At 59.3% G+C, this 25,578-nt stretch carries 19 protein-coding genes; 11 read left to right on the top strand and 8 right to left on the bottom strand.

Annotation, left to right across the window (positions count from 1 at the left end):
- Nucleotides 1-3: 3 nt before the first annotated feature.
- The 4 genes from ACOI8A_RS18125 to ACOI8A_RS18140 all read left to right on the top strand — a co-directional run bounded on the left by ACOI8A_RS18125 (nucleotide 4) and on the right by ACOI8A_RS18140 (nucleotide 4,033).
- The gene (locus ACOI8A_RS18125; RefSeq protein ID WP_095165329.1) at nucleotides 4-240 is read left to right on the top strand and encodes a DUF1653 domain-containing protein; all 237 of its coding nucleotides are present in this window, start codon (nucleotides 4-6) and stop codon (nucleotides 238-240) included.
- Nucleotides 241-354: 114 nt separating this feature from the next.
- Nucleotides 355-3,000, top strand: coding sequence for a type I DNA topoisomerase (gene topA / locus ACOI8A_RS18130; protein ID WP_420650643.1), 2,646 nt, complete (start codon nucleotides 355-357; stop codon nucleotides 2,998-3,000).
- Between the two features lie 169 nt (nucleotides 3,001-3,169).
- On the top strand, nucleotides 3,170-3,694 hold the full coding sequence (locus ACOI8A_RS18135; RefSeq protein WP_420650644.1) for a DUF6586 family protein: 525 nt from the start codon (nucleotides 3,170-3,172) through the stop codon (nucleotides 3,692-3,694).
- Between the two features lie 105 nt (nucleotides 3,695-3,799).
- On the top strand, nucleotides 3,800-4,033 hold the full coding sequence (locus tag ACOI8A_RS18140) for a hypothetical protein (RefSeq protein ID WP_420650694.1): 234 nt from the start codon (nucleotides 3,800-3,802) through the stop codon (nucleotides 4,031-4,033).
- 74 nt (nucleotides 4,034-4,107) lie between these two features.
- On the opposite strand, the gene sulA is transcribed toward ACOI8A_RS18140, so the two are convergent.
- Both sulA and lexA read right to left on the bottom strand, forming a co-directional pair.
- Nucleotides 4,108-4,581, bottom strand: coding sequence for an SOS-induced cell division inhibitor SulA (gene sulA, locus ACOI8A_RS18145; RefSeq protein ID WP_420650645.1), 474 nt, complete (start codon nucleotides 4,579-4,581; stop codon nucleotides 4,108-4,110).
- A 10-nt stretch (nucleotides 4,582-4,591) separates the two neighbouring features.
- A complete protein-coding gene (gene lexA / locus ACOI8A_RS18150) occupies nucleotides 4,592-5,200 on the bottom strand; it encodes a transcriptional repressor LexA (protein ID WP_420650646.1) in 609 nt (202 codons plus the stop codon).
- Between the two features lie 229 nt (nucleotides 5,201-5,429).
- Between lexA and ACOI8A_RS18155 the strand changes: the two genes are divergently transcribed.
- The 4 genes from ACOI8A_RS18155 (at nucleotide 5,430) to ACOI8A_RS18170 (ending at nucleotide 11,406) form a co-directional block, all read left to right on the top strand.
- Complete coding sequence (locus tag ACOI8A_RS18155) at nucleotides 5,430-6,137, top strand: TetR/AcrR family transcriptional regulator (protein WP_420650647.1); 708 nt, start codon at nucleotides 5,430-5,432, stop codon at nucleotides 6,135-6,137.
- Between the two features lie 159 nt (nucleotides 6,138-6,296).
- Nucleotides 6,297-7,307, top strand: coding sequence for a beta-N-acetylhexosaminidase (gene nagZ / locus ACOI8A_RS18160; protein WP_420650648.1), 1,011 nt, complete (start codon nucleotides 6,297-6,299; stop codon nucleotides 7,305-7,307).
- 12 nt (nucleotides 7,308-7,319) lie between these two features.
- Entirely contained in the window at nucleotides 7,320-8,057 is a 738-nt protein-coding gene (locus ACOI8A_RS18165) for an S-methyl-5'-thioinosine phosphorylase (protein ID WP_420650649.1), read from the top strand.
- A 58-nt stretch (nucleotides 8,058-8,115) separates the two neighbouring features.
- Complete coding sequence (locus ACOI8A_RS18170; protein ID WP_420651432.1) at nucleotides 8,116-11,406, top strand: SNF2-related protein; 3,291 nt, start codon at nucleotides 8,116-8,118, stop codon at nucleotides 11,404-11,406.
- 3 nt (nucleotides 11,407-11,409) lie between these two features.
- On the opposite strand, the gene ACOI8A_RS18175 is transcribed toward ACOI8A_RS18170, so the two are convergent.
- Genes ACOI8A_RS18175 through mfd form a run of 3 tightly spaced genes read right to left on the bottom strand, consistent with a single transcriptional unit; the run spans nucleotide 11,410 to nucleotide 18,138 of the window.
- Nucleotides 11,410-14,100: an SNF2-related protein gene (locus tag ACOI8A_RS18175; protein ID WP_420650651.1), complete on the bottom strand. Its 2,691-nt coding sequence runs from the start codon at nucleotides 14,098-14,100 to the stop codon at nucleotides 11,410-11,412.
- Between the two features lie 11 nt (nucleotides 14,101-14,111).
- Nucleotides 14,112-14,678 carry a CsiV family protein gene (locus tag ACOI8A_RS18180; protein ID WP_420650652.1) on the bottom strand — a complete coding sequence of 189 codons (567 nt, stop codon included), beginning with the start codon at nucleotides 14,676-14,678 and terminating at the stop codon, nucleotides 14,112-14,114.
- 10 nt (nucleotides 14,679-14,688) lie between these two features.
- Nucleotides 14,689-18,138 (bottom strand): transcription-repair coupling factor, encoded by a 3,450-nt coding sequence (mfd, locus tag ACOI8A_RS18185; protein WP_420650653.1) that lies wholly within the window; start codon nucleotides 18,136-18,138, stop codon nucleotides 14,689-14,691.
- 353 nt (nucleotides 18,139-18,491) lie between these two features.
- Here mfd and ACOI8A_RS18190 point away from each other — a divergent pair, with 353 nt between their 5' ends.
- Complete coding sequence (locus ACOI8A_RS18190; protein WP_420650654.1) at nucleotides 18,492-19,955, top strand: glyceraldehyde-3-phosphate dehydrogenase; 1,464 nt, start codon at nucleotides 18,492-18,494, stop codon at nucleotides 19,953-19,955.
- 185 nt (nucleotides 19,956-20,140) lie between these two features.
- On the opposite strand, the gene ACOI8A_RS18195 is transcribed toward ACOI8A_RS18190, so the two are convergent.
- Complete coding sequence (locus tag ACOI8A_RS18195) at nucleotides 20,141-21,439, bottom strand: MFS transporter (protein ID WP_420651433.1); 1,299 nt, start codon at nucleotides 21,437-21,439, stop codon at nucleotides 20,141-20,143.
- 54 nt (nucleotides 21,440-21,493) lie between these two features.
- Here ACOI8A_RS18195 and ACOI8A_RS18200 point away from each other — a divergent pair, with 54 nt between their 5' ends.
- Both ACOI8A_RS18200 and sthA read left to right on the top strand, forming a co-directional pair.
- A complete protein-coding gene (locus tag ACOI8A_RS18200) occupies nucleotides 21,494-22,543 on the top strand; it encodes an FAD:protein FMN transferase (RefSeq protein WP_420650656.1) in 1,050 nt (349 codons plus the stop codon).
- Between the two features lie 196 nt (nucleotides 22,544-22,739).
- Nucleotides 22,740-24,134 carry a Si-specific NAD(P)(+) transhydrogenase gene (gene sthA, locus ACOI8A_RS18205; protein WP_103305077.1) on the top strand — a complete coding sequence of 465 codons (1,395 nt, stop codon included), beginning with the start codon at nucleotides 22,740-22,742 and terminating at the stop codon, nucleotides 24,132-24,134.
- Nucleotides 24,135-24,176: 42 nt separating this feature from the next.
- Here the strand turns inward: sthA and ACOI8A_RS18210 are convergent, their stop codons facing one another.
- Together ACOI8A_RS18210 and ACOI8A_RS18215 are read right to left on the bottom strand one after the other, a co-directional pair.
- On the bottom strand, nucleotides 24,177-24,899 hold the full coding sequence (locus tag ACOI8A_RS18210) for a glycerophosphodiester phosphodiesterase (RefSeq protein WP_420650657.1): 723 nt from the start codon (nucleotides 24,897-24,899) through the stop codon (nucleotides 24,177-24,179).
- Between the two features lie 14 nt (nucleotides 24,900-24,913).
- A complete protein-coding gene (locus ACOI8A_RS18215) occupies nucleotides 24,914-25,495 on the bottom strand; it encodes a PilZ domain-containing protein (protein ID WP_420650658.1) in 582 nt (193 codons plus the stop codon).
- Between the last annotated feature and the right edge of the window lie 83 nt (nucleotides 25,496-25,578).

Below are 25,578 nucleotides of genomic sequence, written 5' to 3' on the forward strand. Positions count from 1 at the left end.
ACCATGCCGATACAACCTGGGCTCTACCAGCATTACAAAGGTCCGCAGTACCGCGTTTTCAACGTCGCGCGGCATTCCGAGACTGAAGAAGAAGTAGTGTTTTACCAAGCCCTGTATGGCGATTACGGCTTTTGGGTGCGTCCCTTGAGCATGTTTCTGGAGTCCGTCGAGGTTGACGGCGAGCAGGTCCCACGCTTTGCTTTGGTGCAAGCCGAACCAAGCCTTTTTTCCAGGCCATAAGGCGAGTGCGCGCAATACCCTGCGCTTGACCTCACCTTGTAGCCACTATATATAGCGGTGCCGCGTCAGGCGCCAACCGCCTTTCACTTCTAGAATTCAGGAATTTTCTGATCCATGGGCAAATCGCTGGTCATTGTGGAATCCCCGGCTAAGGCCAAGACCATCAACAAGTATCTGGGCAACCAATACGTGGTGAAGTCGAGTATCGGCCATATCCGAGACCTGCCCACCAGCGGTTCGGCTAGCGCCAGCAAAGAGCCAGCCGCCAAGCGCGGCAAGGCTGCCGCAGGTGAAGCGCCGGTGCTCACGCCGAAAGAGAAGGCGCGCAAGCAGCTTGTCTCGCGCATGGGTGTCGATCCCGATCAGGGCTGGAAAGCCCAGTACGAGATCCTCCCGGGCAAGGAAAAGGTCATAGAAGAGCTGCGCCGGCTCGCCAAAGATGCTGACACCATCTATCTCGCAACCGACTTGGATCGCGAGGGGGAAGCCATTGCCTGGCACCTGCGCGAAGCCATCGGTGGTGATGACAGCCGCTACAAGCGCGTGGTGTTCAACGAAATCACCAAGAAGGCGATTCAGGAAGCCTTCTCCAAGCCAGGCGAACTTGACATTGACCGCGTCAATGCTCAGCAAGCGCGTCGTTTCCTCGACCGCGTTGTTGGCTACATGGTTTCGCCGCTGCTCTGGGCCAAGATCGCTCGTGGTCTGTCCGCCGGTCGCGTGCAATCGGTAGCCGTGAAGCTGGTGGTTGAGCGTGAGCGTGAAATTCGCGCGTTCAACCCGGAAGAGTACTGGGAAGTGCATGCCGATCTCGGCACCACCAAAGGCTCGACCGTACGTTTCGAAGTGGCGCGCGAGAAGGGTGAAGCCTTCAAGCCGCTCAACGAAGCGCAGGCCATGGGCGCGCTGGAGAAGCTCAAGTCTTCCAGCTACAGCATCGTCAAGCGCGAAGACAAGCCGACCAGCAGCAAGCCGTCGGCACCTTTCATCACCTCGACTCTGCAACAGGCCGCGAGCAACCGCCTGGGCTTCGGCGTGAAGAAAACCATGATGATGGCTCAGCGTCTGTACGAAGCCGGCTACATCACTTATATGCGTACCGACTCGACCAATCTCTCGGCCGATGCCGTGACGATGGCGCGCGAATACATCGAAACCGAGTTCGGCAAGAATTACCTGCCGGAAGCGCCGAACGTCTACAGCAGCAAGGAAGGCGCACAAGAGGCTCACGAAGCAATTCGTCCATCCGACGCCAACACCACGCCAAGCAAGCTGGCAGGCATGGAGCGCGATGCTGAGCGCCTCTACGAGCTGATCTGGCGCCAATTTCTGGCTTGCCAGATGCTGCCGGCGCAATACCTGTCGACCACCGTCACTGTTGCTGCCAGCGAATTCGAGCTGCGCGCCAAGGGCCGCATCCTGAAGTTCGACGGTTATACCCGTGTCATGCCGCAAATCACCAAGCCGGGCGATGACGACGTTCTGCCCGACATGGCACAGGGCGATGTGATGAAGCTGATCAAGCTTGATCCGACTCAACACTTCACCAAGCCGCCGGCGCGTTATTCGGAAGCCAGCCTGGTGAAAGAAATGGAAAAACGCGGCATCGGTCGACCTTCGACCTACGCAGCGATCATTTCAACCATTCAGGATCGCGGCTACGTGACCCTGCACAACCGTCGTTTCTATTCGGAAAAGATGGGTGACATCGTCACCGAGCGTTTGTCGGAGAGCTTCTCCAACCTCATGGACTACGGCTTCACCGCTGGCATGGAAGAGAACCTCGATGACGTGGCTCAGGGTGAGCGCGACTGGAAGAATGTGCTGGACGAGTTTTACGGCGACTTCAAGAAGAAGCTCGAAGTAGCCGAAAATCCGGAATCCGGCATGCGTGCCAACCAGCCGGTAATGACCGATATTCCGTGCACCACTTGCGGTCGTCCGATGCAGATTCGTACCGCATCGACCGGCGTGTTCCTCGGTTGTTCGGGTTATAGCCTACCGCCGAAAGAACGCTGCAAGGCCACCGTCAATCTGGTGCCGGGCGATGAAATCGCTGCGGACGACGAGGGTGAGTCGGAATCGCTGGTACTGCGCGGCAAGCATCGCTGCCCGATCTGCAGCACGGCGATGGACGCTTACCTGCTCGATGAGAAGCGCAAGCTGCACATCTGCGGTAACAACCCGGACTGCGCTGGCTACGAAATCGAAGAAGGCAGCTACCGGATCAAAGGCTATGAAGGCCCGAGCCTGGAATGCGACAAATGCGGTAGCGAGATGCAGCTCAAGACCGGCCGTTTCGGCAAGTTCTTCGGCTGCACCAACGCGACCTGCAAGAACACCCGCAAACTGCTGAAAAGCGGTGACGCAGCGCCGCCGAAGATGGATCCGGTGAAGATGCCTGAGCTGAAATGCGAAAAGGTCAACGACACCTATATCCTGCGCGACGGTGCTTCTGGTCTGTTCCTCGCTGCCAGTCAGTTCCCGAAAAACCGCGAGACGCGTGCTCCGCTGGTGCTCGAGATTCTGCCGCACAAGGACGAGATCGATCCGAAGTATCACTTCCTGTGTGACGCTCCGCAGAAGGATCCTGATGGTCTGCCAGCGGTAATCCGCTACAGCCGCAAGACCAAGGAGCAATACGTGCAGACCGAAGTCGACGGCAAGCCTACCGGCTGGAAGGCTTACTTCGATGGTGGCAAGTGGACCGTTGACGACAAACGCACCGCCGCGAAACCCGCGAAAGCCGCCAAGGAATGATCGGTTGATCTGATCATTGGCCGATCAAATCGGCCAGCGCTAAAAAAGCCGCATGACGACCCTCGGGTTTTCATGCGGCTTTTTGGTTTTGTGCTTGCGGTCGGATTGGCTGATCCCCGACACTGTCCGGCCTGTGTGAAGCAATTATTTCGTTGTGGAGGCTGCCGTCATGGCCCACGAACTCTATACCCGCACCAACCAGAAAATCTACTTCGCCGGCCTGTCGCTCGAAGCCTTGGCCAGAGCCGAAGACGGGCGGGCGATGAATTCACCGGCGCTGATGCAGGCCGGGCGTGAATCGGCGCTGTTTCATCTTTATGGGGCGTTGCTGGGCCTGTGTCATGAAATCGCCGGGTTCTACCGGCTACCGCAGGCCAGTGCGCCGCGCGCCGAAGCGTTGTTGAACCGTGAAGTGCTGGAGTCGATCGCGATTCCGGAACTGGCCGAGATGATCGAGTTGGCGGGCAATCGGGAAACCTGGCTGGCGCAATTGCTGGCCGCCCACTCAGCGTTGTTTCAGCCGCCGCGCGCGCCACGCAAGCCCAAGGGTGATGTAACGCAGCCGTTGATTCAGGCGGTTAACCTAGATGAGGAAAACACGCCAGAAGAGTTGAGTCGCGAAGAACTGGAGAGCTGGCGGCAGAACCTCAAGGGTCTGGCTCTGCGTTTTCGTGAAGGCTTGAACGAGTGCTGAGGAGGCGTGGCCAGAGCCGACGAGATGCATGCTGCTGGTCAAGATCCTGAGCGAAGCCTGAACGATGTCTATATAATCGCTGCCTTTCGTGGAGAACAGACCTACATGCCAACGTCCTTTCTAGAAATTGTCGAATTACCAGACGGCCGAATCGAGCTGCGCAGAGCTGAGGACGAAGGTACTTTGGTGACTCTGGATTTCTCCGAGGATGCCAAGGCATTCCTGCAAGGTCAGCACGTGGAAATCGCCAAGGCGATGTTGAGCGTCGGCGTGCAGATGGCAGGTCGTATGGTTGAAGGCGAGTTTGACAAGGATGAGGGGACGCGGGTTCTTCACTGATTCCCGACCCAGTAGATCGGCTTCTCTGTCCCTTGAGAAGCCATGCGCTTCACACAGCGCGCTTTATTGCTGAATCAACCCAAACGAATATTCAAACTCTGAGCGTCCCCAGTACGGGCGGCGCTGATCAGTTGTTGCCGTGAGCCTGTGTTCAATGGGTTCAACCAGGTCACCACAGTGTGGCTGCGACCCAGACGCAATGCTTCACAAGCCAGTTGCTGGGGAGTCTGCGTGCCGCGCGGTTGCAGCAGCAGGATGCGCTCGCGATTCAATCCGGCTTCGCGCAGCCAGGTCTGGGTCAGACTGGCCGGTGGGGCGATCAGGGTCAGCCAGCGAGCGTCCTGGTTGTCACTCAGCTCGCGCAAGATCGGGGCCAGCAGGTTCAGGCAGTTCCCGGCAGCACCGCGCAGTGACAGCTCACTGAACACTTCGGGTTCGGCGATCCATGGACGCTCGACCACATTTTTCAGGATCGGCGCCATGGGTTGTGCCAGAAACGCTTCGAACAACGGCAGTTGTGTTTGCTGAGGTGTGTGTGGGAACTGCATAAAGCCTCCTTTAGCGACGGATTACGCCGACACTCAAGCCTTCGATCACCAGTTCCTGATCTTTCAGGTTGACTTCGATTGGGGCAAACTCAGGGTTTTCGGCAATCAACCAGACCTTGCTGCCGTCACGCTTGAAGCGTTTGACCGTCACTTCATCGCCGATGCGGGCAACAACAACCTGGCCGTTACGCGCTTCGCGTGTGGTGTGGACAGCAATCAGGTCACCGTCAAAAATCCCGATGTCCTTCATGCTCATACCATGAACGCGCAACAGGTAGTCGGCGCGCGGATGGAAGAAGGCCGGGTTGATGTTGCAGGATTCTTCGATGTGCTGCTGCGCCAGAATCGGCGCGCCGGCGGCGACCCGGCCGATGATTGGCAAGGTCGAGTCGTCGGCCTTGGCTTCGAAGCCCGGAATGCGAATCCCGCGGGAGGCGCCTGGAGTCATCTCGATAGCGCCCTTGCGGGCCAGAGCTTTCAAGTGCTCTTCGGCGGCGTTGGGCGATTTGAAGCCCAGTTCCTGAGCGATCTCCGCGCGGGTAGGCGGGTAGCCGTTGTCTTCAAGGCAACGTTTGATGAAGGCCAGAATTTCGGCTTGGCGTGGCGTCAGTTTAAGCATATTGATCGCTCTGTCTTTTTATACAGTGACTGGGATTATATACAGTGAAGCGGTCTTGGCAATGGCCGTTTTTTGCCATACCGCCGGACGGTCGATGAAGGCGCAGATTCCAGTGTCGTCCTTATATGGTTAAATAACTGACCGACCATTCCCAAAACGAACACGCAGGGTTGACAAGGCATAGGCTGAAACGTATGTTTCAAACAAGTGTTTGTCAGGCGGAGTAGCCATGGCCCAGTCGGAAACCGTTGAACGCATTCTTGATGCTGCCGAGCAGTTGTTCGCGGAAAAAGGTTTCGCTGAAACCTCATTGCGTTTAATCACCAGCAAGGCCGGGGTCAACCTGGCGGCGGTGAACTATCATTTCGGCTCGAAGAAAGCGCTGATTCAGGCGGTTTTCTCTCGCTTCCTTGGGCCGTTCTGCATCAGCCTCGACAAAGAGTTGGAGCGGCGTCAGGCCAAGCCTGAGAACAAACCGACGCTTGAAGAGCTGCTGGAAATCCTCGTCGAACAAGCCTTGGTGGTGCAGCCACGCAGCGGCAACGACTTGTCGATTTTCATGCGGTTGCTCGGTCTGGCATTCAGTCAGAGCCAAGGCCACTTGCGGCGTTATCTGGAGGACATGTACGGCAAGGTGTTCCGTCGCTACATGATGCTGGTCAATGAGGCCGCGCCGCGTATTCCACCGATCGAGCTGTTCTGGCGCGTGCACTTCATGCTCGGTGCCGCAGCGTTCAGCATGTCCGGCATTAAAGCGTTACGTGCGATTGCTGAAACAGACTTCGGCGTCAACACTTCCATCGAGCAGGTGATGCGCTTGATGGTGCCGTTCCTCGCCGCCGGCATGCGCGCCGAAACCGGCGTGACCGACACCGCCATGGCCAGCGCACAGTTGCGTCCGCGCAGCAAAACCGCTCCGGTGCCTGCCAAGGTTTGAAACGTAAACGAGTGGGCGCGGCTGTGGACATCCGCTAAGCTAGCCGCCCATGCCAACTCTCGTTCTGAACCCGCTTACCATTGAAATCGCCGTCCTGCCGGGCCATGTGCCCGGCGGCGATTTTGCGTGGGGCGGGTTTTTTGTTATCAAGGAATTTTTATGACTGCTGGCCTGCAAGGCTCGTTGATGGTGGACGTCGCCGGTACCTGGCTGACGGCCGAAGATCGCCAATTGTTGCGCCAGCCCGAAGTGGGCGGCCTGATCATCTTTGCGCGCAACATCGAGCATCCGCGTCAGGTGCGCGAACTCAGCGCTTCGATCCGTGCGATTCGTCCTGACTTGCTGCTGGCGGTGGATCAGGAGGGCGGCCGCGTCCAGCGTCTGCGTCAGGGCTTCGTGCGTCTGCCGGCCATGCGCGCGATTGCCGACAACCCGAATGCTGAATACCTCGCCGAGCAGTGCGGCTGGATCATGGCCACCGAAGTGCTGGCCGTCGGACTCGACCTGAGCTTCGCCCCGGTGCTGGATCTGGATTACCAGCGTAGCGCCGTGGTCGGCACCCGCTCGTTCGAGGGCAACCCGGAGCGCGCCGCAACACTTGCTGGCGCATTCATCAAGGGCATGAACAGCGCGGGCATGGCTGCCACCGGCAAGCATTTCCCCGGTCACGGTTGGGCCGAAGCCGATTCCCACGTAGCGATTCCCAACGACGAGCGCAGCCTCGACGAGATCCGCGCCAACGATCTGGTGCCATTCGCCAGGCTGAGCAAACAATTGGCCGCCGTGATGCCGGCCCACGTTATCTACCCGCAAGTCGACCCACAGCCTGCCGGTTTCTCCCGGCGCTGGTTGCAGGACATTTTGCGCGGCGAGTTGCAGTTCGACGGTGTGATCTTCAGCGATGACCTGTCGATGGCCGGTGCGCATGTGGTCGGCGACGCCGCCAGTCGTATCGAAGCAGCCCTCAGCGCCGGTTGCGACATGGGTTTGGTATGCAACGATCGCGCTGCGGCCGAACTGGCCCTGAGCGCGGCTCAACGGCTGAAAGTCACACCGTCCGCGCGTATTGCGCGGATGCGCGGCCAGGCTATCGCCAGCACCGAATACCGTCAGGATCCGCGTTGGCTGACCGCTGTCGGCGCGCTCAAAGACGCTCAACTGATTGATTAAGGATTTTTCGCTATGACGGTTTACGCAATCATCGGTGGCACCGGCCTGACTCAACTCGAAGGCTTGAGCATTCGTCAGTCGCTGGCAGTGGACACCCCCTACGGCGCGCCATCGGCCGAGGTGCAGATCGGCGAATACGCCGGCAAGGAAGTGCTGTTCCTCGCCCGTCATGGCCATCCGCACCGCTTCCCGCCGCACAAGGTCAACTACCGCGCGAACCTGTGGGCGTTGAAGCAGGCTGGGGCCGAAGCGATCATTGCGGTCAACGCGGTCGGCGGGATTCATCCTGCGATGGGCACCGGACATTTCTGCGTCCCGCATCAGATCGTCGACTACACCAGCGGTCGCGAACATACCTATTTCGCCGATGACCTGGAACATGTCACACATATCGACTTCAGCTTTCCCTACAGCGAACCGTTGCGCCAGCAACTGATCGCCGCGCTGGCTGCCGAGGGTTGCGAGTACAGCGATCAAGGCGTGTACGCCTGCACCCAGGGTCCGCGTCTGGAAACGGTGGCCGAAATTGTGCGTCTGGAGCGTGACGGCTGCGACATCGTCGGCATGACCGGCATGCCGGAAGCGGCGCTGGCGCGTGAGTTGGAGCTGGATTACGCCTGTCTGTCACTGGTGGTCAACCCGGCAGCGGGCAAGACCACCGAGGTGATCACCATGGCCGAGATCGAGCAGGCGCTGCATGACGGCATGGGCAAGGTGAAATCGACCTTGGCGCGCGTACTCAAGGGCTGAGTTTCAGTGGCTCGAAACGGACTTCATCATTCACCCGCGAGCAATCGGCGTAGATTCCATGATGACAATTACTGAACACCTGGATGCGCAACCTTGGGCAAGTATGTTCAGTAACCGCACTCTGGACAAGGCGCGTCTCTACGCCGACGAGCGACGGGTGGAGATTCGTCAGATCGATGAGCAGGTGATTTTCGCGACGTGCCTTGGCTCCGAGCGGCAGAGATACGATCAGATCATTGAACTCGTCAAAAGTCCGACCGGACGCTGGGAGCTCATGTGTTCATGCACCTGCCCGATGGAGTCCGATTGCAAGCACTGCGCCGCCACCATCTATCACCTGCAGGATCAGCCCGTAACGGCCACTGAAAGCATCCCGCAGGTTCATTTGAACCGTGAATTGGAACGCTGGCTCGCCGATATCCCTTCTGCAAACAAGTCTGACGCTGAGCCTGCGCAAGCAGCGGGCACGCGTCTGGTGTGCCAGCTCAGGCCGACGTCCGTCGCGGGCAAGTGGGCGCTGGAAATTTACCGCGCCCAGCAGCTCAAGACCGGTGAATTGAAAGACATCAAGCAGATGTACTCGCTGTCGGACATGCTGATGCGCGAGCCTGGTTACCTGACGGAGCTGGATCTGCGGATTGCCCGACTGTTGGTCGCTGTCTATTCCCATCACGCCTATCACGGCGGCTACATGTTGCAGGGCAGCAGCGGTGCTGAACTGCTTGAAATGCTGGTGAAAACCGCGCGACTGTTCCTCGATCTCAAGCGCTCGCAGCCATTGAGATCCGGCGAGAAGAGAGCAGGGCAGTTCGCTTGGGCCGAACAATCCAACGGCAGCTTCCGCCCGCAGTGGAGCAGCGAAGAAGCGGCGGTGGAAACCGTTCTGGCCCTCGAACCGCTCTACTACCTGGACCGTGAGCGCCTGCAAGTCGGGCCGCTTCTCTCCGAGCTCGATGAAAAACTCGCTTGTCACTTGACGTTGGCTCCGGATATCCCGGCCCACCAGGCGATGCAGTTCAGTCATCGAATGAGCGCGACCACTCAAGTTGTCCCTCCGCATGTTTTGACCGAACGGGTGGTCGAAGGTGTCTTGCCTCAGGCGCACCTCACACTCGCCAGCGGCAAGCGCTACGTGAACTGGAAATATGAGCCGGAGCATCGCGCAGCATTGGCGTTTTCCTATAACGGTCATCCCGCCGTGGACAGGAACCCGGAAGTCCTGGTCCTGTCGGGTACTGAGACTCAGCGCATCCAACGCAATCCCGCCGCCGAAAAAGTCCTGCGCCAACTCATGCAGAAGCACGGCTTCAAGAAAGCCACGCGCAAGAGCAACCTGGATCGCCCCGGCGAAATGTTCACACTGCCCGACGATCCAGCGTGGCTCGCGTTCATGCAGGACGGCCTGGAAGCTTTGCGCGAGGCGAACTGGCAGGTCGAGATCGCCGACGGTTTCCAATTCAACGTGCAGCCAGTCGAGCACTGGTACGCAGACGTCGAGGAGGAGGCCGGACACCAATGGTTTGATCTGCAATTGGGCATCGTCGTCAACGGTAAACGTCACAGTCTGTTGCCGATTCTGCTGCACCTGTTGCGCACGCAACCGAAACTGCTCGAGCCTTCCAGCCTGGCTGAGCGCGACGATGACGAACAACTGTTGATCGAATTGGGTTTCGGCCGCTGGGGTTCCACCGACACCACCAAAGTCGCCCTGCCTTACGGCCGGATCAAACCGCTGATGGCCACGCTCGGTGAGTTGTATCTGGGCAATCATCAGGGCGATGCATTGCGCCTGAGTGCTCCGGATGCCGCGCGTCTGAGCGTGCTGGAGGGGGTTGATCTGGTCTGGCAGGGCGGCGAGCGCCTGCGCAACTTTGCCCAGAGACTGCGCGAATCGACCTACGCGCAGGTAGCGGCTCCGAAGGGCCTCCAGGCAACCCTGCGCCCGTATCAACTCGAAGGGCTGAACTGGATGCAGACCCTGCGCGAGTTAGGCGTCGGTGGCATTTTGGGCGATGACATGGGGCTGGGCAAAACCCTGCAAACCCTGGCGCATTTGCTCACTGAAAAGCACGCCGGACGGCTCGATCGTCCGGCCCTCGCTGTGATGCCCACCAGCCTGATCTCCAACTGGCTCGACGAGGCGCTGCGCTTCACTCCGCAGCTGAAAGTGCTGGCGCTGCATGGCGCGGTGCGGCAAAAAGATTTCGCCAGCCTGGCGCAATACGATCTGGTGCTGACCACCTACGCACTGCTGCCGCGGGATCTCGAGGTATTGCAGGCGCAGGTGTGGAGTGTGCTGATTCTCGATGAAGCGCAGAACATCAAAAATCCGGTCAGCAAAGCGGCTCAGGCTGCCCGCGATTTACACGCGGACCAACGTCTGTGCCTGAGCGGCACACCGCTGGAAAACCACCTCGGCGAACTCTGGTCGCAGTTCCATTTTCTGCTGCCCGGCTGGCTGGGTGACAACAAAAGCTTCAATCGCGACTACCGCACGCCGATCGAGAAACATGGCAACGCCGAGCGCATGCACCATCTGACGGCGCGGATTAAACCCTTCCTGCTGCGGCGCAAGAAAGATCAGGTGGCAACCGAGCTGCCACCGAAAACCGAAATCGTGCATTGGGTCGATCTCAGCGACGGGCAGCGCGATGTCTATGAAACCGTGCGCGTGGCCATGGACAAGAAAGTCCGCGACGAAATCAGCCGCAACGGGGTGGGTCGCAGTCAGATCATCATTCTCGATGCGCTGCTCAAGCTGCGCCAAGTGTGCTGCGATCTGCGCTTGCTGAAAATGCCACTCACGGCAAAAGCGCTGCGGGCCGGTAGCGGCAAACTGCTCAGCCTGATGGAAATGCTCGAAGAGTTGCTCAGCGAAGGGCGCAAGATTCTGCTGTTTTCGCAGTTCACATCGATGCTGGCGTTGATCGAGGAAGAGCTGCAACAGCGGCGGCTTGGCTACTCATTACTGACCGGTGAAACCGCGGATCGGCGCACGCCGGTCAAGGATTTCCAGAGCGGTAAGGTGCCGCTGTTCTTGGTCAGCCTGAAGGCCGGCGGTACCGGTTTGAATCTCACCGCTGCGGACACCGTGATCCATTTCGATCCATGGTGGAACCCGGCGGTGGAAAATCAGGCGACCGACCGGGCCTATCGGATCGGGCAGAACAAACCAGTGTTCGTCTACAAACTGATTGCTCGCGGCACGGTCGAGGAAAAGATACAGGCATTGCAGCAAGAGAAAGCTGCATTGGCCGGCGCGGTGCTTGAGGGCGGGACCACTGGCGGCTGGAAGCTCGAGCAGAGCGACATCGAGGCGTTGTTCGCGCCGCTGCCCACTACCAAGTAGCGATCAGCGTTTTTCGATCTTGTCCGGCAGCGGTGCGAAAAGCGCTTCAATATCGTCGTTCTGCAACTTCCAGTCACCGGCCTTGCGCCCGTCCAGCACACCTGCCGCCAAGTCAGATTTCTCCCGCTGCAAGTGCTGGATTTTCTCTTCCACGGTGCCGCGGGCGATCATCTTGTAGACGAATACCGGTTTCTCCTGACCGATGCGATACGCGCGGTCGGTTGCCTGATTCTCGGTTGCCGGGTTCCACCACGGATCGTAGTGAATCACCGTGTCGGCCTCGGTCAGGTTCAATCCGACGCCGCCAGCCTTCAGGCTGATCAGAAAAATCTGACGAGTGCCGCTCTGGAATTCCTTCACCGGCGTGCGCCGATCGCGGGTCTGACCGGTCAAAAGCGCGTAGGAAATTTTGCGCTTCTTCAGCTCGTCTTCAATCAGCGACAACATTGAAGTGAACTGCGAGAACAGCAGAATCCGTCGACCTTCTTCAAACAATTCCTCAAGCATCTCCATCAAGCTGTCGAGCTTGCCTGAGGTGCTGCCACGCGCGGGCAGGGTGGCGCCGCTGACCAGGCGCAAATCGCAGCACACCTGACGCAGTTTCAGCAGCGCTTCAAGAATGATGATCTGACTACGCGCCACGCCTTTACGTGTGATTTCGTCGCGGACTTTCTTGTCCATCGCCAGCCGCATGGTTTCGTACACGTCGCGCTGCGCTTCGTTGAGATCGACCCAATGGATGATCTCGGTTTTCGGCGGCAGTTCGGTGGCGACCTGCTCTTTGGTGCGGCGCAGCAGGAACGGTTTGATCCGGCCATTCAGGTGCTGAAGTCTGACTTCACTGCCGCGCTTTTCAATCGGCACACGGTAATCGGCGTTGAAGCTTTTCACGTCGCCGAGCCAACCGGGCAGCAAGAAGTGGAACAGCGACCACAGTTCACCCAAGTGGTTTTCCAGTGGCGTACCACTCAGGCACAGGCGCTGGCGCGCGTTGAGTTCGCGCGCAGCCTGCGCGGCTTTGCTGTTGGGGTTTTTGATATATTGCGCTTCATCCAGCACCAACACGTGCAGCGGTTGCTGGGCGAGACGTTCGACGTCCTTGGGCAGTAGCGCATAGGTGGTGAGGATCAAGTCGTATTCGGCCAGATGCTCAAAGTGCTTTTTACGCGTGGCACCGTACAGCGCGACAACCTTCAACTGCGGCGTGAAATGCGCCGCTTCGTCGAGCCAGTTGGGAATCAGGCTGGTCGGCATCACCACCATGCACGGCCGATCCAGGCGTCCGGCGATTTTCTCGCTGAGAATATGCGCCAGGGTCTGCAGGGTTTTGCCCAGCCCCATGTCATCCGCAAGAATCCCGCCGACTTCCAGTTGACGCAGTGACTGCATCCAGCTCAAACCTTCGAGCTGATAAGGCCGCAGAACCGCGTTCAGGCCTTCCGGCGCCACCGCGCTGTAATCGCGGATGTCGCGCAAGCGCTGGGCGAAGCCGCGAATCTGCTCGCCGCCCTCCCACAGCAGTGGAATGCCCTCCAGCGAATTCAGGCGCGTCGCGTCAGCCTTGCTCAGGCGTAACGTGGTTTCGCCCGGTTGCTGCAAATAAAACTCGCCGAGCGTGGCCAGCACTGGTTTCAAGCGACCGAGTGGCAGGGCTACTTGCAGCGGCCCATTCTCGAGGGTGCGTTGCGGAATATTCACCAGAATCAGTTCGTCATCGCGCCGACGGGCGAGGCGTTCCGGATTGAGGATTTCTGCGTGCGAGCGCATCAGATTGAGCAAAATCGGCAGCAGACTCAGGCGCTCACCGTTGACGATGATCCCCAGCTCCAGATCGAACCAGTCGCGTTCTGGCGCCTGCTCGACAGTGGCGTACCAATCGTCGACGACCGTCAGATCGAAGCCGAACTCCTCGTCGATCTGCAATTCCCAGCCCTGCGTGCGCAGCTTCTGCAGATCATTCAGGGTGAAGGTCAGCCATGCGCTGTCATTGACCATCTCATAGAGTTCGCCGGCACTTTCCGGCAAGGCTTTGCTCTGGCGGGTGGCGATGCGGAAACCGAGGATGCGCAGCTGTTCGCGGTAGTTCTGTTCGACATCCGGGTGGCGTTTGATCCGCAGGGTCTGGGCTTCCTGACGAATCAGGATGTCGCTGTTTTTCTGGCCGCTGACGTATTCGTCCAAGTAGCTGAACGACAGCGCTGCGCGGTGCTGAATATAGCGTTGCATCTTGCCGTTGCGCGGCTCGAACGCGCTGAACTCGACACTGGCCAGCCACAGGCGTGGCACCGGTTGTACGTTGTCCACCAGCACTTGCGGCGGCGCTTTCGGGTTGCGGTTTTCCAGGACGGCCGAGAGTTTTTCCAGCAGCTCGGCGTCTTTCGCCGCGGCCGGGTATTCAAGGGTTTCCTGCACTTGCAGCAACACCGCTGCGCAGTGTTTGCAGTTGCTGTGCACCGGACAGGTGCAGGTGGCGTCGACCATCAGCAGCGTGCCTTTGGCCGACTCGCGCAGGCGAATCGTCTGACGATAGACGTTACCGCCAGAGCCTTCGCAACTGGCGGTAATGGTTGCGTCGCCAACCTGGACGATGCGTACGCGGTTTTCCAGGGCGTAGCGGCGACCGCGCTCCAGGCTCTGTTCCTTGAATCGGCTGACCCAAGAGGATGCCAGCGGTTTACTCAGCGGCGAGGACATAAGGACTTCGATCAGTCCGGAATGGCTTCAGGCGCTTCGCGAGGCGCTGGCGCCGTCAGGGAAGTGATCTTGATCAGCAGGCCGAGGTGGCCGTTATCCAGAAAATTGAGTTGACCGTTTTTGGTATGGCTCTCTTGCTTGAGGCGTTCGCTGGCGGTGACCAGGCCATTGGCGTCAATCTGGTTGACCCAGAAATCCGCGTTGACGTCGGTGAACCGGCCGAGCTTCATCTCCAGCGTGCCCTCGATCGGGAACTGTCCGAATTGCTCCGCACCTTCGCTGACCGCAACTTTCACCGGCACTTCGCCAAGGTTCTGCTGCCATGCTTTGTGCATCAGCACGCTGTACTCGCCGCTGGCCGCGAGCTTGCTCGCAACCTCGCCCAGCGCCGGCGTGCGTTGGCTGTCATTGCCCAGGCGCTGGGCGCCAGCGGCCCAGTCCTCCGGTGCGGCGCGGCTGACAATCGCCGGCACAGCGTTCTGCCGGACCAGAATCATTTCGACTTGATACAAGTCATCGGCAAATGCCGACGGGGCGACCAGAGTCAGCAATAAAGTCAGTGAGCGAAACAGGCGCATGCGGCGTCCTTCAAGCAGTTTTCGGAATGAGGCGCTCGAACAGCGCCTCTACAGTATTAAAGCGCTCTTCCGGGCGCTCCATCGGCACCATGAATTTGAATACAGTGGCGCCCTCGAATTTGTAGCGTTTTGGCTGACCCTGAATCAGTTTGATCAGGGTCAGCGGATCGACCGGCGTCTGCGCGGCGAACTCGATGCGCCCACCTTGCGGGCCGCCATCGACTTTCTTGATGCCCAGTTGCTCGGCCTGCAATTTCAGCGCAGTGATGCGCACCAGATTCTTGGTCGGTTCCGGCAGCAAGCCGAAGCGATCGATCATCTCGACTTGCAGATCTTTCAAACCTTCTTCATCGGTAGCCGAGGCGATGCGTTTGTACAGAATCAGGCGCGCGTGCACATCCGGCAGATAGCTTTCCGGAATCAACGCCGGGACCCGCAGATTGACCTCCGGACCACCGCCGAGCGGTTGATCGAGATTTGGTTGCTCGCCCTTGCGGATCGATTTCACCGCGCGTTCAAGCATCTCCATGTACAGCGTGAAACCGACGGCTTGAATCTGCCCGCTCTGACCGTCGCCAAGCAGTTCGCCGGCACCACGGATTTCCAGGTCGTTGGTCGCCAGCACGAAACCCGCGCCGAGATCCTGGGTGTTGGCAATCGCTTCCAGACGCTTCTCGGCATCACCTGTGATCTGCTGGCGCGGTGGCGTCAGCAGGTAAGCGTAAGCCTGGTGGTGACTGCGACCGACGCGGCCACGCAATTGGTGCAATTGCGCCAGACCGAACTTGTCGGCACGCTCGATGATGATGGTGTTGGCGCTCGGCACGTCGATGCCGGTCTCGATGATGGTCGAGGCGATCAACACGTTGAAGCGCTTGTGGTAGAAGTCGCTCATCACTTGTTCGAGATCGCGTTCGCGCATCTGTCCGTGACCGATGCCGATGCGTGCCTCCGGCACCAGTTCGGCCAGATCAGCAGCGCATTTCTCGATGGTTTTAACGTCGTTGTGCAGGTAGTAAACCTGCCCGCCACGCAGCAATTCGCGCAGCAGCGCTTCCTTGACCGTGCTCTTGTTCTGCTCCATGACGAAGGTGCGCACCGACAAACGTCGCGCCGGCGGCGTTGCGATGATCGACAGATCGCGCATGCCCGACACCGCCATGTTCAGCGTGCGCGGGATCGGCGTGGCGGTCAGCGTTAAAATGTCGACTTCACTGCGCAGGGCCTTGAGCTGTTCTTTCTGACGCACACCGAAACGGTGTTCTTCGTCGATGATCACCAAGCCAAGGTTTTTGATCTTCACGTCGTCGGACAGCAGTTTGTGCGTGCCGATGACGATGTCGATTTTGCCTTCGGCCAGCTCGGCAATCGCCGCGTTGACTTCTTTGGCCGACCTGAAGCGGCTCATCACTTCCACAGTCACTGGCCAGTCGGCGAAGCGGTCGCGGAAGCTGTTGTAGTGCTGTTGGGCGAGCAGGGTGGTCGGCACCAGAATCGCCACTTGGCGACCACCATGCACGGCGATGAACGCGGCCCGCATCGCCACTTCGGTCTTGCCGAAACCAACGTCGCCGCAGACCAGTCGATCCATCGGTTTCGGCGCGAGCATATCGGCGCGCACCGCTTCGATGGTGGTTTGCTGATCGGGAGTTTCTTCGAACGGGAAACCGGCGCTGAAGGTTGCGTAATCGGCTTTCGGATCGGCGAACGCATAACCTTCGCGCGCAGCACGACGCGCATAGATGTCGAGCAGTTCGGCGGCGACGTCGCGCACCTGTTCGGCGGCTTTGCGCTTGGCTTTCTGCCAGGTTTCCGACCCGAGGCGGTGCAACGGGGCCAGCGCATCGTCGCTGCCGGTGTAGCGCGCGATCAAATGCAGGTTGGCTACCGGCACATAGAGCTTGGCGCCTTCGGCGTATTGCAGCGTGAGGAATTCGGCGGCCTGATCGTCGATTTCCAGTGTCGCCAAGCCGAGGTAACGACCGACACCGTGATCGATGTGTACCACCGGCGCGCCTTCGCGCAGCTCGGTGAGGTTCTTGATCACCGCATCGTTGTTGGCGTCGGCGCGTTTCTCGCGGCGACGGCGCTGCATCACGCGCTGACCGAACAACGGACTTTCCGCAATCAGTGCCAGCGCCGGGTCGTCGAGCATCAGGCCTTCGTCGAGCGGGGCGATGGTGATCGCCAGACGCTCTTTTGATGCAACAAAGTCTGGCCAGCTGTCGACGGTTTTCGGTCGCAGCTTCAAGCGTTCGAGCAATTCCAGCAGCACTTCGCGACGGCCCGCAGACTCGGCGGTAAACAGCACGCGGCCGGGGAATTCGTCGAGGAAAGCTGCCAGCGCCGCCAGCGGCTGCGTGGCTTTGGCTTCAATCGCCAGATTCGGCAACACCTGCGCCGGGAAGCGCTCGCGGCCGGCGCCGCTTTCCACATCCTGCTGACTGGCAACCACGCGCGGCCAGTTCTTCAGGCGCGCGAAGCAGTCTTCGACCGGCAGAAACAATTCGGCGGGTGGCAATAAAGGACGCGATGGATCGACGCGGCGCTCTTCATAACGATTGCGCACGTCGTTCCAGAAGTTTTCCGCCGCTTGCTCGATGCCCGGCAGCGAGAACACTTGGGTGTCTTGCGGCAGGTAATCGAACAGGGTCGAAGTTTCGTCGAAGAACAGCGGCAGGTAGTACTCGATGCCGGCCGGGGTAATCCCGCTGCTCAGATCCTGAAAGATCGGGCAGCGGCGGAAGTCAACGTCGAAACGCTCGCGGAAACGCGCCTTGAACCGGGTGACCGCGTCTTTTTGCAGCGGAAATTCGCGGGCCGGCAGCAGCTTGACCGAATCGACCTTGTCGATGGAGCGCTGGTTTTCCGGATCGAAAGTGCGCAGCGTCTCGATTTCATCATCGAACAAGTCGATGCGGAATGGCAGTTTGCTGCCCATCGGGAACAGGTCGATCAGCGAGCCACGCACGGTGAATTCGCCGTGCTCGTACACCGTGTCGACATAGCGATAGCCGCTGGCTTCAAGCCGCGTGCGCATCTGCTCGACATCGAGTTTCTGGCCGACATCCAGCACCAGACTGCTGCCGAGCAGGAATTTGGTCGGCGCCAGGCGATGCAGGGCAGTGGTGATCGGCACCACCAGCACGCCATGTTCCAGCTCCGGCAGCCTGTACAAGGCAGCGATGCGCTGGGAAATGATGTCTTGATGGGGCGAGAACAGATCGTAGGGCAGGGTTTCCCAGTCCGGGAAATGCAGCACCGGCAAATCCGGGGCGAAGAAGCCCAGCTCCTGTTCCAGCCGTTCGGCACTTTGGCTGTCGGCGGTCAGCAGCAGTGTGAAGCGCTTGGCAGCGCTGGCAGCCTCGGCAATCGCCAGGCTCAGGGCGGCACCGGGCAAATTGCCCCAATGCTGTTTACCTGCCGCAGCAGGGAGTTGCGGTAGACGCAGGACGGGCACGGAAGGTTGAGCTCCAGGCGGTGCGACAAAGTCGGTAATTGTAGCGGCGTCGGGTGCCGCCTGTCAGTTGCAGTGTGCGTCTATCTGCACCGTTCGCGAGAAATGTAGTGGTAACAACAAAAAACCGGGTTTTTTAGCGATTATGTAGTGCCGAAAGCGGCCGGTGTTTCGGAGGGTTACAGACATCGTCTGACAGTCGTCGAAAAATTGACTGCGCTGCAAGCCCCGGTTTTACTGGGCTGGAGAAGGGCGTAATTTTTTTGAACAGGATTTTGTTACTGATTGCGCGACAGGCGCGCATTGCTACAAGTGCTTTCGAGCGGCATAATGTAGCCCCTTTTTTCTGCCCCTACATGTGGAAGGTTACCGTGACTCAGAAGCCCGACCAGTGTCTTGGTGAATGGATCGACCGTGAAGCTCTCGCAGAAGCGATGATTCCGCTTATCGGTCAGCTCTACCGCAATAACAACGTGGTGAGCTCGATCTATGGCCGCAGCCTGATCAACCAGTCTGTCATCGCGATTCTCAAAGCCCACCGCTTTGCGCGTCACCGTTCTTCCGACGACAGCGAACTCTCCGTCCACGAAACATTCCCTCTTCTTAAAGCCATGAGCGAGCTCAAACTCGGCGCGGCTTCGGTGGATCTGGGCAAGTTGGCGTATAAATTCCGCAACGAAGGCAATGGCCGCAGCGCCGAGCAATTCGTTCGCGAAGAGATGGCCGATGTAGTTGGCCAGCAGAACGCTTCTGCACGAAAAGGCACTGACGTTGTGCTCTACGGCTTCGGTCGTATCGGCCGTCTGCTGGCGCGCATCCTGATCGAAAAAACCGGTGGCGGCGACGGTCTGCGTCTGCGTGCCATTGTCGTGCGTAAAGGCGCCGACAACGACCTGACCAAACGCGCCAGCCTGCTGCGCCGCGATTCGGTGCATGGTTCGTTCAATGGCACCATCACCATCGACGAAGAAAACAACACCATCACCGCCAACGGTAACCTGATCCAGGTGATCTACGCGAAGAACCCGACTGAAGTGGATTACACCCAGTACGGCATCAAAGACGCGCTGCTGGTGGACAACACCGGTGTATGGCGTGATGCCGAGGGCCTGGGTCAGCATCTGGCCTGCCCGGGTATCGACCGCGTTGTTCTGACCGCGCCTGGCAAAGGCAAGCTGAAGAACATCGTGCACGGCATCAACCACGCTGAAATCACCGCTGAAGACAAGATCGTGTCCGCCGCTTCCTGCACCACCAACGCCATCGTGCCGGTGCTGAAGGCTGTGAATGACAAGTTCGGCATCATCAACGGTCACGTCGAAACCGTTCACTCGTACACCAACGACCAGAACCTCATCGACAACTTCCACAAGGGCGATCGCCGTGGCCGTAGCGCCGCGCTGAACATGGTTATCACCGAGACCGGTGCTGCCACCGCTGCTGCCAAGGCTCTGCCTGAGCTGGCCGGCAAGCTGACCGGTAACGCGATCCGTGTTCCGACGCCAAACGTGTCGATGGCCATTCTCAACCTGAACCTTGAGAAAGCCGCTACCCGTGAAGAGATGAACGAGTACCTGCGCTACATGGCGCTGCACTCCGATCTGCACAAGCAGATCGACTTCGTCAATTCGCAGGAAGTGGTTTCCACCGACTTCGTTGGTTCGCGCCACGCCGGTGTGGTCGACGCTGAAGCGACCATCACTCAGGATAACCGCGTTGTTCTGTACGTCTGGTACGACAACGAGTTCGGTTACAGCTGCCAGGTGATCCGCGTCATGGAAGACATGGCCGGGGTAAACCCGCCAGCATTCCCGCGCTAAGCCTTAGCTGCAAATGAAAACGCCCCGACTTTTGGTCGGGGCGTTTTTTTATGCCTGGTAAATCTCTATTGCCTATGCCGGCCCCATCGCTGGCAAGCCAGCTCCCACAGGATTTTGTGTCGTATACAAATCCTGTGAGCGCCATCCGACACTGTGGGAGCTGGCTTGCCAGCGATGGCGTCCTGTCAGGCGCCGCTGACAACAGCGGCTTGCGCGGTTCGCAGTTCGTGCTTATTGCCCCGGAACAGCACCAGCGTCGCGATCAACCCCAGCACCGCCGCGCCACTCAGCCAGATCCCCGGCGCAGCCTTGTTGTCCAGCACATGGATCAGATACGTACAGGCCACCGGGGTGAAACCGCCAAAGGTTGCGGTCGCCAAGCTGTAGGCCAGCGAGAATCCGGTGGTACGCACTTCCACCGGCATGATCTCGGTCAGCGCCACCACCACGGCGCCGTTGTACGAGCCATAGAGGAACGACAACCACAGCTCGACGATCAGCAGATGGCTGAAACTCGGATTCGCCACCAGCCACGACAGCGCCGGGTAAGCCGTGAGAATCGCCAGAATCGTCGCCGCCAGCAGCAGCGGTTTGCGGCCGATCTTGTCGGACAGCGCGCCCATTACCGGCAGCCAGAAGAAGTTCGAAAGGCCGATGCACACCGTCACCAGCAGCGCATCCAGATCCGACAGGTGCAGCTCGGCTTTACCGAAGGTTGGCGTATAGGCGGTGATCAGGTAAAACGAAACCGTGGTCATCACCACCAGCGCCATGCCGGCGAGGACAATGCCAAAGTTCTGAGCGATCGAGCGGACGATTTCGCGCAGAGTAGGGCGATGCTTTCTGGCCTCGAACTCAGGCGTTTCCTCCAGCGAGCGACGAATAAAGAAAATCACTGGCACGATCATGCAGCCAATCAGGAACGGCACACGCCAGCCCCAGTCACTCATTTGTTCCGGACTCAGCCAGTGATTGAGGCCGACGCCCAGCAAACCGGCGAAAACCACCGCTGCTTGTTGGCTGGCAGACTGCCAACTGACAAAGAAACCCTTGCGGCCCGGACTGGCAATCTCGGCCAGGTACACCGAGACACCGCCCAGTTCCACGCCGGCCGAGAAGCCTTGCAGCAATCGACCGAGCAGTACGATCAGCGGCGCGGCCACGCCCAACGTGGCGTAACCCGGCACACAGGCAATCAACACCGTACCGGCAGCCATCATTGCGAGAGTGATAATCAAGCCTTTGCGGCGGCCGTGGCGGTCAATGTAGGCGCCAAGGAAAATCGCGCCCAATGGACGCATCAGGAACCCGGCGCCAAAGGTCGCAAGGGAGAGCATCAGGGAGGCGAAGGCGCTGTCGGTCGGGAAGAAGGTTTTGGCGATGGCCGTGGCGTAGAAGCCGTAGACCATGAAATCGAACATTTCGAGGAAGTTGCCGCTGACAACACGAAAGATCGCCTTGCCTTTGCCGGTCGTGGAGGACATGTCTGGTTACTCACTTTTAAATCTTGTAAGAAAGCGTTTCACGCGTGGCCCATAATGGCTGGCGGGCTTTTACGTGGAGATGAAGATTTGTTCATTGGACGGTTTGGCGCAGTCGTGATGCTTGGGGCTTTTTTGGCTGGCTGCGGCAATGGCGAGACCATGGAGAGCTTCGGCGGGCCGACCATGGGCAGCACTTATTCGATCAAATACGTGCGCCATGCCGATCTGCCCGCGCCTGCACAGGTGCGTAGCGAGGTGGAGAAGATCCTCGCTGAGGTCGATCAGCAGATGTCCACCTACCGCGCCGATTCGGATATCTCGCGCTTCAACGCCTTACCGTCGGATCGCTGTCAGAGCATGCCCGCGCCGATCCTTGAATTGGTCCGCGTAGGCGAGCAGTTATCGCAACAAAGCCAAGGCTCCTACGACCTGACGGTAGAACCGCTGATGGACTTATGGGGTTTTGGCCCACAAGGTCGCGAGACGAAACTCCCGAGTGACGCTGCACTGGCCGAGGTGCGACAGCGGGTCGGCCATCAGCATCTGCACATTGAAGATGAACAGCTGTGCAAGGATGCGGCGGTCGAGGTCGACTTCAACAGTATCGCCGCCGGCTACGCGGTGGACGCGATTGCGGCGCGGCTGGAAGCGCTGGGCATCCATGACTACCTCGCCGAAGTCACCGGCGAACTCAAGGCCTCCGGCAGAAAACCCGACGGCTCAGCGTGGCGCATTGCGCTGGAAGAACCGCGCGACGATCAGCAGGTCGCCGAACGCGTCATTGATGTCGACGGCTACGGTGTTTCCACCTCCGGCGACTATCGCAACTATTTCCAGCAGGGTGGTCGGCGCTATTCCCACACCTTCGATGCGCGCAGAGGTGCACCTGTCCTACACAACCTGGCGTCAGTCACGGTGATTCATCCTTCAGCGTTGATGGCCGATGGACTATCGACGCTGTTGCTGATTCTCGGGCCGGAAAGGGCTTGGGACTATGCCGAAAAACATCAGATTGGTGCATTCTTTGTGATTCGTGCTGATACAGGTTTCATCACCCGCACCACGCTGACTTTCGAGCGCCTCAGCGGCGCGAAAACTGAGTGAATGCTCACGAAAACTGGCGTTGTAGCGCAGGCAAAAGTAGCCTACGACGCGACCAAGGGTTAATGTGCGCGGCGTTGACGCTTCTATAGACTGTGTCCGGGTTCTGCACTGACCCCCAATTGTTCCTTCACGCCGCCGTTCGGCGTGATTTAGCCGCCGGTGCTGCTGGCACCGCGGCCTGTTCTGAGGAGTACGCATGGCTGTCTACAACTACGACGTGGTGGTATTGGGTTCCGGCCCGGCGGGAGAAGGCGCGGCAATGAACGCCGCCAAAGCAGGGCGCAAGGTCGCGATGGTCGACAGCCGTCGCCAAGTCGGCGGTAACTGCACCCACCTGGGCACCATCCCGTCCAAGGCCCTGCGTCACTCGGTGCGGCAGATCATGCAGTTCAACACCAACCCGATGTTCCGGGCGATTGGCGAGCCACGCTGGTTCTCCTTTCCGGACGTGTTGAAAAGCGCCGAGAAAGTCATCTCCAAGCAAGTCGCTTCGCGCACTGGCTACTACGCGCGTAACCGCGTCGACGTGTTCTTCGGCACTGGCAGCTTCGCCGACGAGCAAACCATCGAAGTGGTCTGCGCCAATGGCGTGGTCGAAAAACTGGTGGCCAAGCACATCATCATCGCCACCGGCTCGCGTCCTTATCGCCCGGCGGACATCGATTTCCACCACCCGCGTATCTACGATAGCGACACCATCCTCAGCCTCGGCCACACCCCGCGCAAACTGATCGTTTACGGCGCTGGCGTGATCGGCTGCGAATACGCCTCGATCTTCAGCGGTCTGGGTGTACTGGTTGAGCTGGTGGACAACCGTGGCCAGTTGCTGAGCTTCCTCGACTCGGAAATCTCCCAGGCGTTGAGCTACCACTTCAGCAACAACAACATCACCGTGCGCCACAACGAAGACTACGACCGTGTCGAAGGCGTCGACAACGGCGTGATCCTGCACTTGAAGTCGGGCAAGAAGATCAAGGCCGACGCCTTGCTCTGGTGCAACGGTCGGACCGGCAACACCGATCAGTTGGGGTTGGAAAACATCGGGGTCAAGGTCAACAGCCGTGGCCAGATCGAAGTCGACGAGAACTACCGCACCTGCGTACCGAACATCTACGGTGCCGGTGACGTGATCGGCTGGCCGAGCCTGGCCAGTGCCGCCCACGACCAGGGTCGTTCGGCTGCCGGCAGCATCGTCGATAACGGTAGCTGGCGCTTTGTGAATGATGTGCCGACCGGCATCTACACGATTCCGGAGATCAGCTCGATCGGCAAGAACGAGCAGGAACTGACTCAGGCCAAAGTGCCGTACGAAGTTGGCAAGGCATTCTTCAAGAGCATGGCGCGCGCGCAGATTGCCGGCGAGCCGCAAGGCATGCTGAAGATCCTGTTCCACCGTGAAACCCTGGAAGTGCTGGGTGTTCACTGCTTCGGTTATCAGGCGTCGGAGATCGTGCACATCGGTCAGGCGATCATGAGTCAGCCGGGCGAACTGAATACCCTGAAGTACTTCGTCAACACCACGTTCAACTACCCGACCATGGCTGAAGCCTATCGGGTAGCGGCGTACGACGGCCTCAACCGGCTTTTTTGACGGGCTCCGGCCGGTGGCCTGAGCCGGCCGGGGAGACCGATTTCAGCAATTCCCGAGCGTGGCAGTGGCCAAACCGGGAAAGTCTGTAATCAGGCTGTCAACGCCGAAGTCGGCGAGTCTGCGCATCAGTGCAGGCTCGTTGACTGTCCACACCGACACATGCAAACCCTGACGCTGGGCTTTTTGCAGACGCTCAGGCGTACACAGTGTCCAGTTCAGTGCGAGCATCTCGCAGCCGTAGCTTTGTGCGACCTTCAATGGATCGAGCCAGGCGTACTCGGCAACCAGCCCGCGCGACACGTCCGGCACCAGATCCAGCGCAGCCTTCAACACTTCCCGTGAACTCGAGGTGATCGTCACCTTGTCGAGCAGGCCGTGTCTGACCGCCATTTCGCGGATCGCCAGCACCGTGGTTGCGGCGCGCGTGCGTGAAGCGCTTTTGACTTCGAGCTGCCAATGCTCGAAAGCACATTTCTCGAACAGTTCTTCCAGTGTCGGAATCGGGCACGGTTTGATCCAGCCCGGCCCACCCTTGCGTGCGTCGTAGGTCACCAGATCGGCAGCCATGTGCTCGACGACTTTGCCGCGACGCTCGGTGGTGCGCTTGAGCGTCGGGTCGTGGATGACCATCAACTCGCCGTCCTTGGACAGATGCAAGTCCAGTTCGCAGCGGCGCACGCCGTGTTTGAGACATTCCTGAAAACTGGTCAGGGTGTTTTCCGGTGCTTCGCCCTTGGCGCCGCGGTGGCCGTAGATAAGGGTCACGATTCTTCCTTAATTTAAATGCCTGATTCGTTCTGTTCGCGGGCCAGACGTCGTTCCTGGGCCTGCTTCTGCAAGATATAGCGGGCGAGCAACTGGCGCTGGGCATCGGTCAAGTGTTCGAACTCGGTGCCGACGTCATAGCCTTCACCTTTGCGGTCGCAATGCGTGACGCGCGCGCGCAATAACAGGCCTAGTGCCTGCGGCATCAATACCAGTTTGACCGACAGGTGCGCGCCGGCAGCGATGGGTGTCGGATACTGAAAGTCGATGCCACCCTCGGAAATGATCACCGGTTGCGGCTCGCCGATCTGCCCGAGCACGGTCAGCGCAACCACCTGGCTGAGCAAGTCGATACGCTTGTTCTGGGATTTCAGGAACGCAGCAATCGCCCGGTCGCGCTCACTGATCTGGCGCAACAGGTGCTGCGACTCGAATTCGCTCAGGTGCAGTTCGCTGAGCAGATTGAAAAGGGGAGAAGCATCCTGCAACACTTCCTCGCCTGCGGCTTCGGGAGCGGACAGGGGCCGAATTTCCAGTGCGATCGTGTCCTCGATACGGTAGTATTCGCGGCGATCTTCTTCATCTAATGTCGACATGGCGAACCCATGGTAGCGGCGGTGGTCTGAGTGTAAAGCTGGTTACCGACCCCCGCCACAAGGACGTTCCTTTTCCCTCCGAA

This window comes from Pseudomonas sp. P4795, assembly GCF_048822895.1.
In the GTDB taxonomy this organism is placed as follows: Bacteria; Pseudomonadota; Gammaproteobacteria; order Pseudomonadales; family Pseudomonadaceae; genus Aquipseudomonas.

What these genes read in the sequence shown, in the direction of transcription:
- ACOI8A_RS18125 (WP_095165329.1), top strand. Translation starts at nt 4, where the DNA reads ATGCCGATACAACCTGGGCTCTACCAGCATTACAAAGGTCCGCAGTAC.
- topA (WP_420650643.1), top strand. Translation starts at nt 355, where the DNA reads ATGGGCAAATCGCTGGTCATTGTGGAATCCCCGGCTAAGGCCAAGACC.
- ACOI8A_RS18135 (WP_420650644.1), top strand. Translation starts at nt 3,170, where the DNA reads ATGGCCCACGAACTCTATACCCGCACCAACCAGAAAATCTACTTCGCC.
- ACOI8A_RS18140 (WP_420650694.1), top strand. Translation starts at nt 3,800, where the DNA reads ATGCCAACGTCCTTTCTAGAAATTGTCGAATTACCAGACGGCCGAATC.
- sulA (WP_420650645.1), bottom strand. Translation starts at nt 4,581, where the DNA reads ATGCAGTTCCCACACACACCTCAGCAAACACAACTGCCGTTGTTCGAA.
- lexA (WP_420650646.1), bottom strand. Translation starts at nt 5,200, where the DNA reads ATGCTTAAACTGACGCCACGCCAAGCCGAAATTCTGGCCTTCATCAAA.
- ACOI8A_RS18155 (WP_420650647.1), top strand. Translation starts at nt 5,430, where the DNA reads ATGGCCCAGTCGGAAACCGTTGAACGCATTCTTGATGCTGCCGAGCAG.
- nagZ (WP_420650648.1), top strand. Translation starts at nt 6,297, where the DNA reads ATGACTGCTGGCCTGCAAGGCTCGTTGATGGTGGACGTCGCCGGTACC.
- ACOI8A_RS18165 (WP_420650649.1), top strand. Translation starts at nt 7,320, where the DNA reads ATGACGGTTTACGCAATCATCGGTGGCACCGGCCTGACTCAACTCGAA.
- ACOI8A_RS18170 (WP_420651432.1), top strand. Translation starts at nt 8,116, where the DNA reads ATGATGACAATTACTGAACACCTGGATGCGCAACCTTGGGCAAGTATG.
- ACOI8A_RS18175 (WP_420650651.1), bottom strand. Translation starts at nt 14,100, where the DNA reads ATGTCCTCGCCGCTGAGTAAACCGCTGGCATCCTCTTGGGTCAGCCGA.
- ACOI8A_RS18180 (WP_420650652.1), bottom strand. Translation starts at nt 14,678, where the DNA reads ATGCGCCTGTTTCGCTCACTGACTTTATTGCTGACTCTGGTCGCCCCG.
- ACOI8A_RS18190 (WP_420650654.1), top strand. Translation starts at nt 18,492, where the DNA reads ATGTGGAAGGTTACCGTGACTCAGAAGCCCGACCAGTGTCTTGGTGAA.
- ACOI8A_RS18195 (WP_420651433.1), bottom strand. Translation starts at nt 21,439, where the DNA reads ATGTCCTCCACGACCGGCAAAGGCAAGGCGATCTTTCGTGTTGTCAGC.
- ACOI8A_RS18200 (WP_420650656.1), top strand. Translation starts at nt 21,494, where the DNA reads ATGGCTGGCGGGCTTTTACGTGGAGATGAAGATTTGTTCATTGGACGG.
- sthA (WP_103305077.1), top strand. Translation starts at nt 22,740, where the DNA reads ATGGCTGTCTACAACTACGACGTGGTGGTATTGGGTTCCGGCCCGGCG.
- ACOI8A_RS18215 (WP_420650658.1), bottom strand. Translation starts at nt 25,495, where the DNA reads ATGTCGACATTAGATGAAGAAGATCGCCGCGAATACTACCGTATCGAG.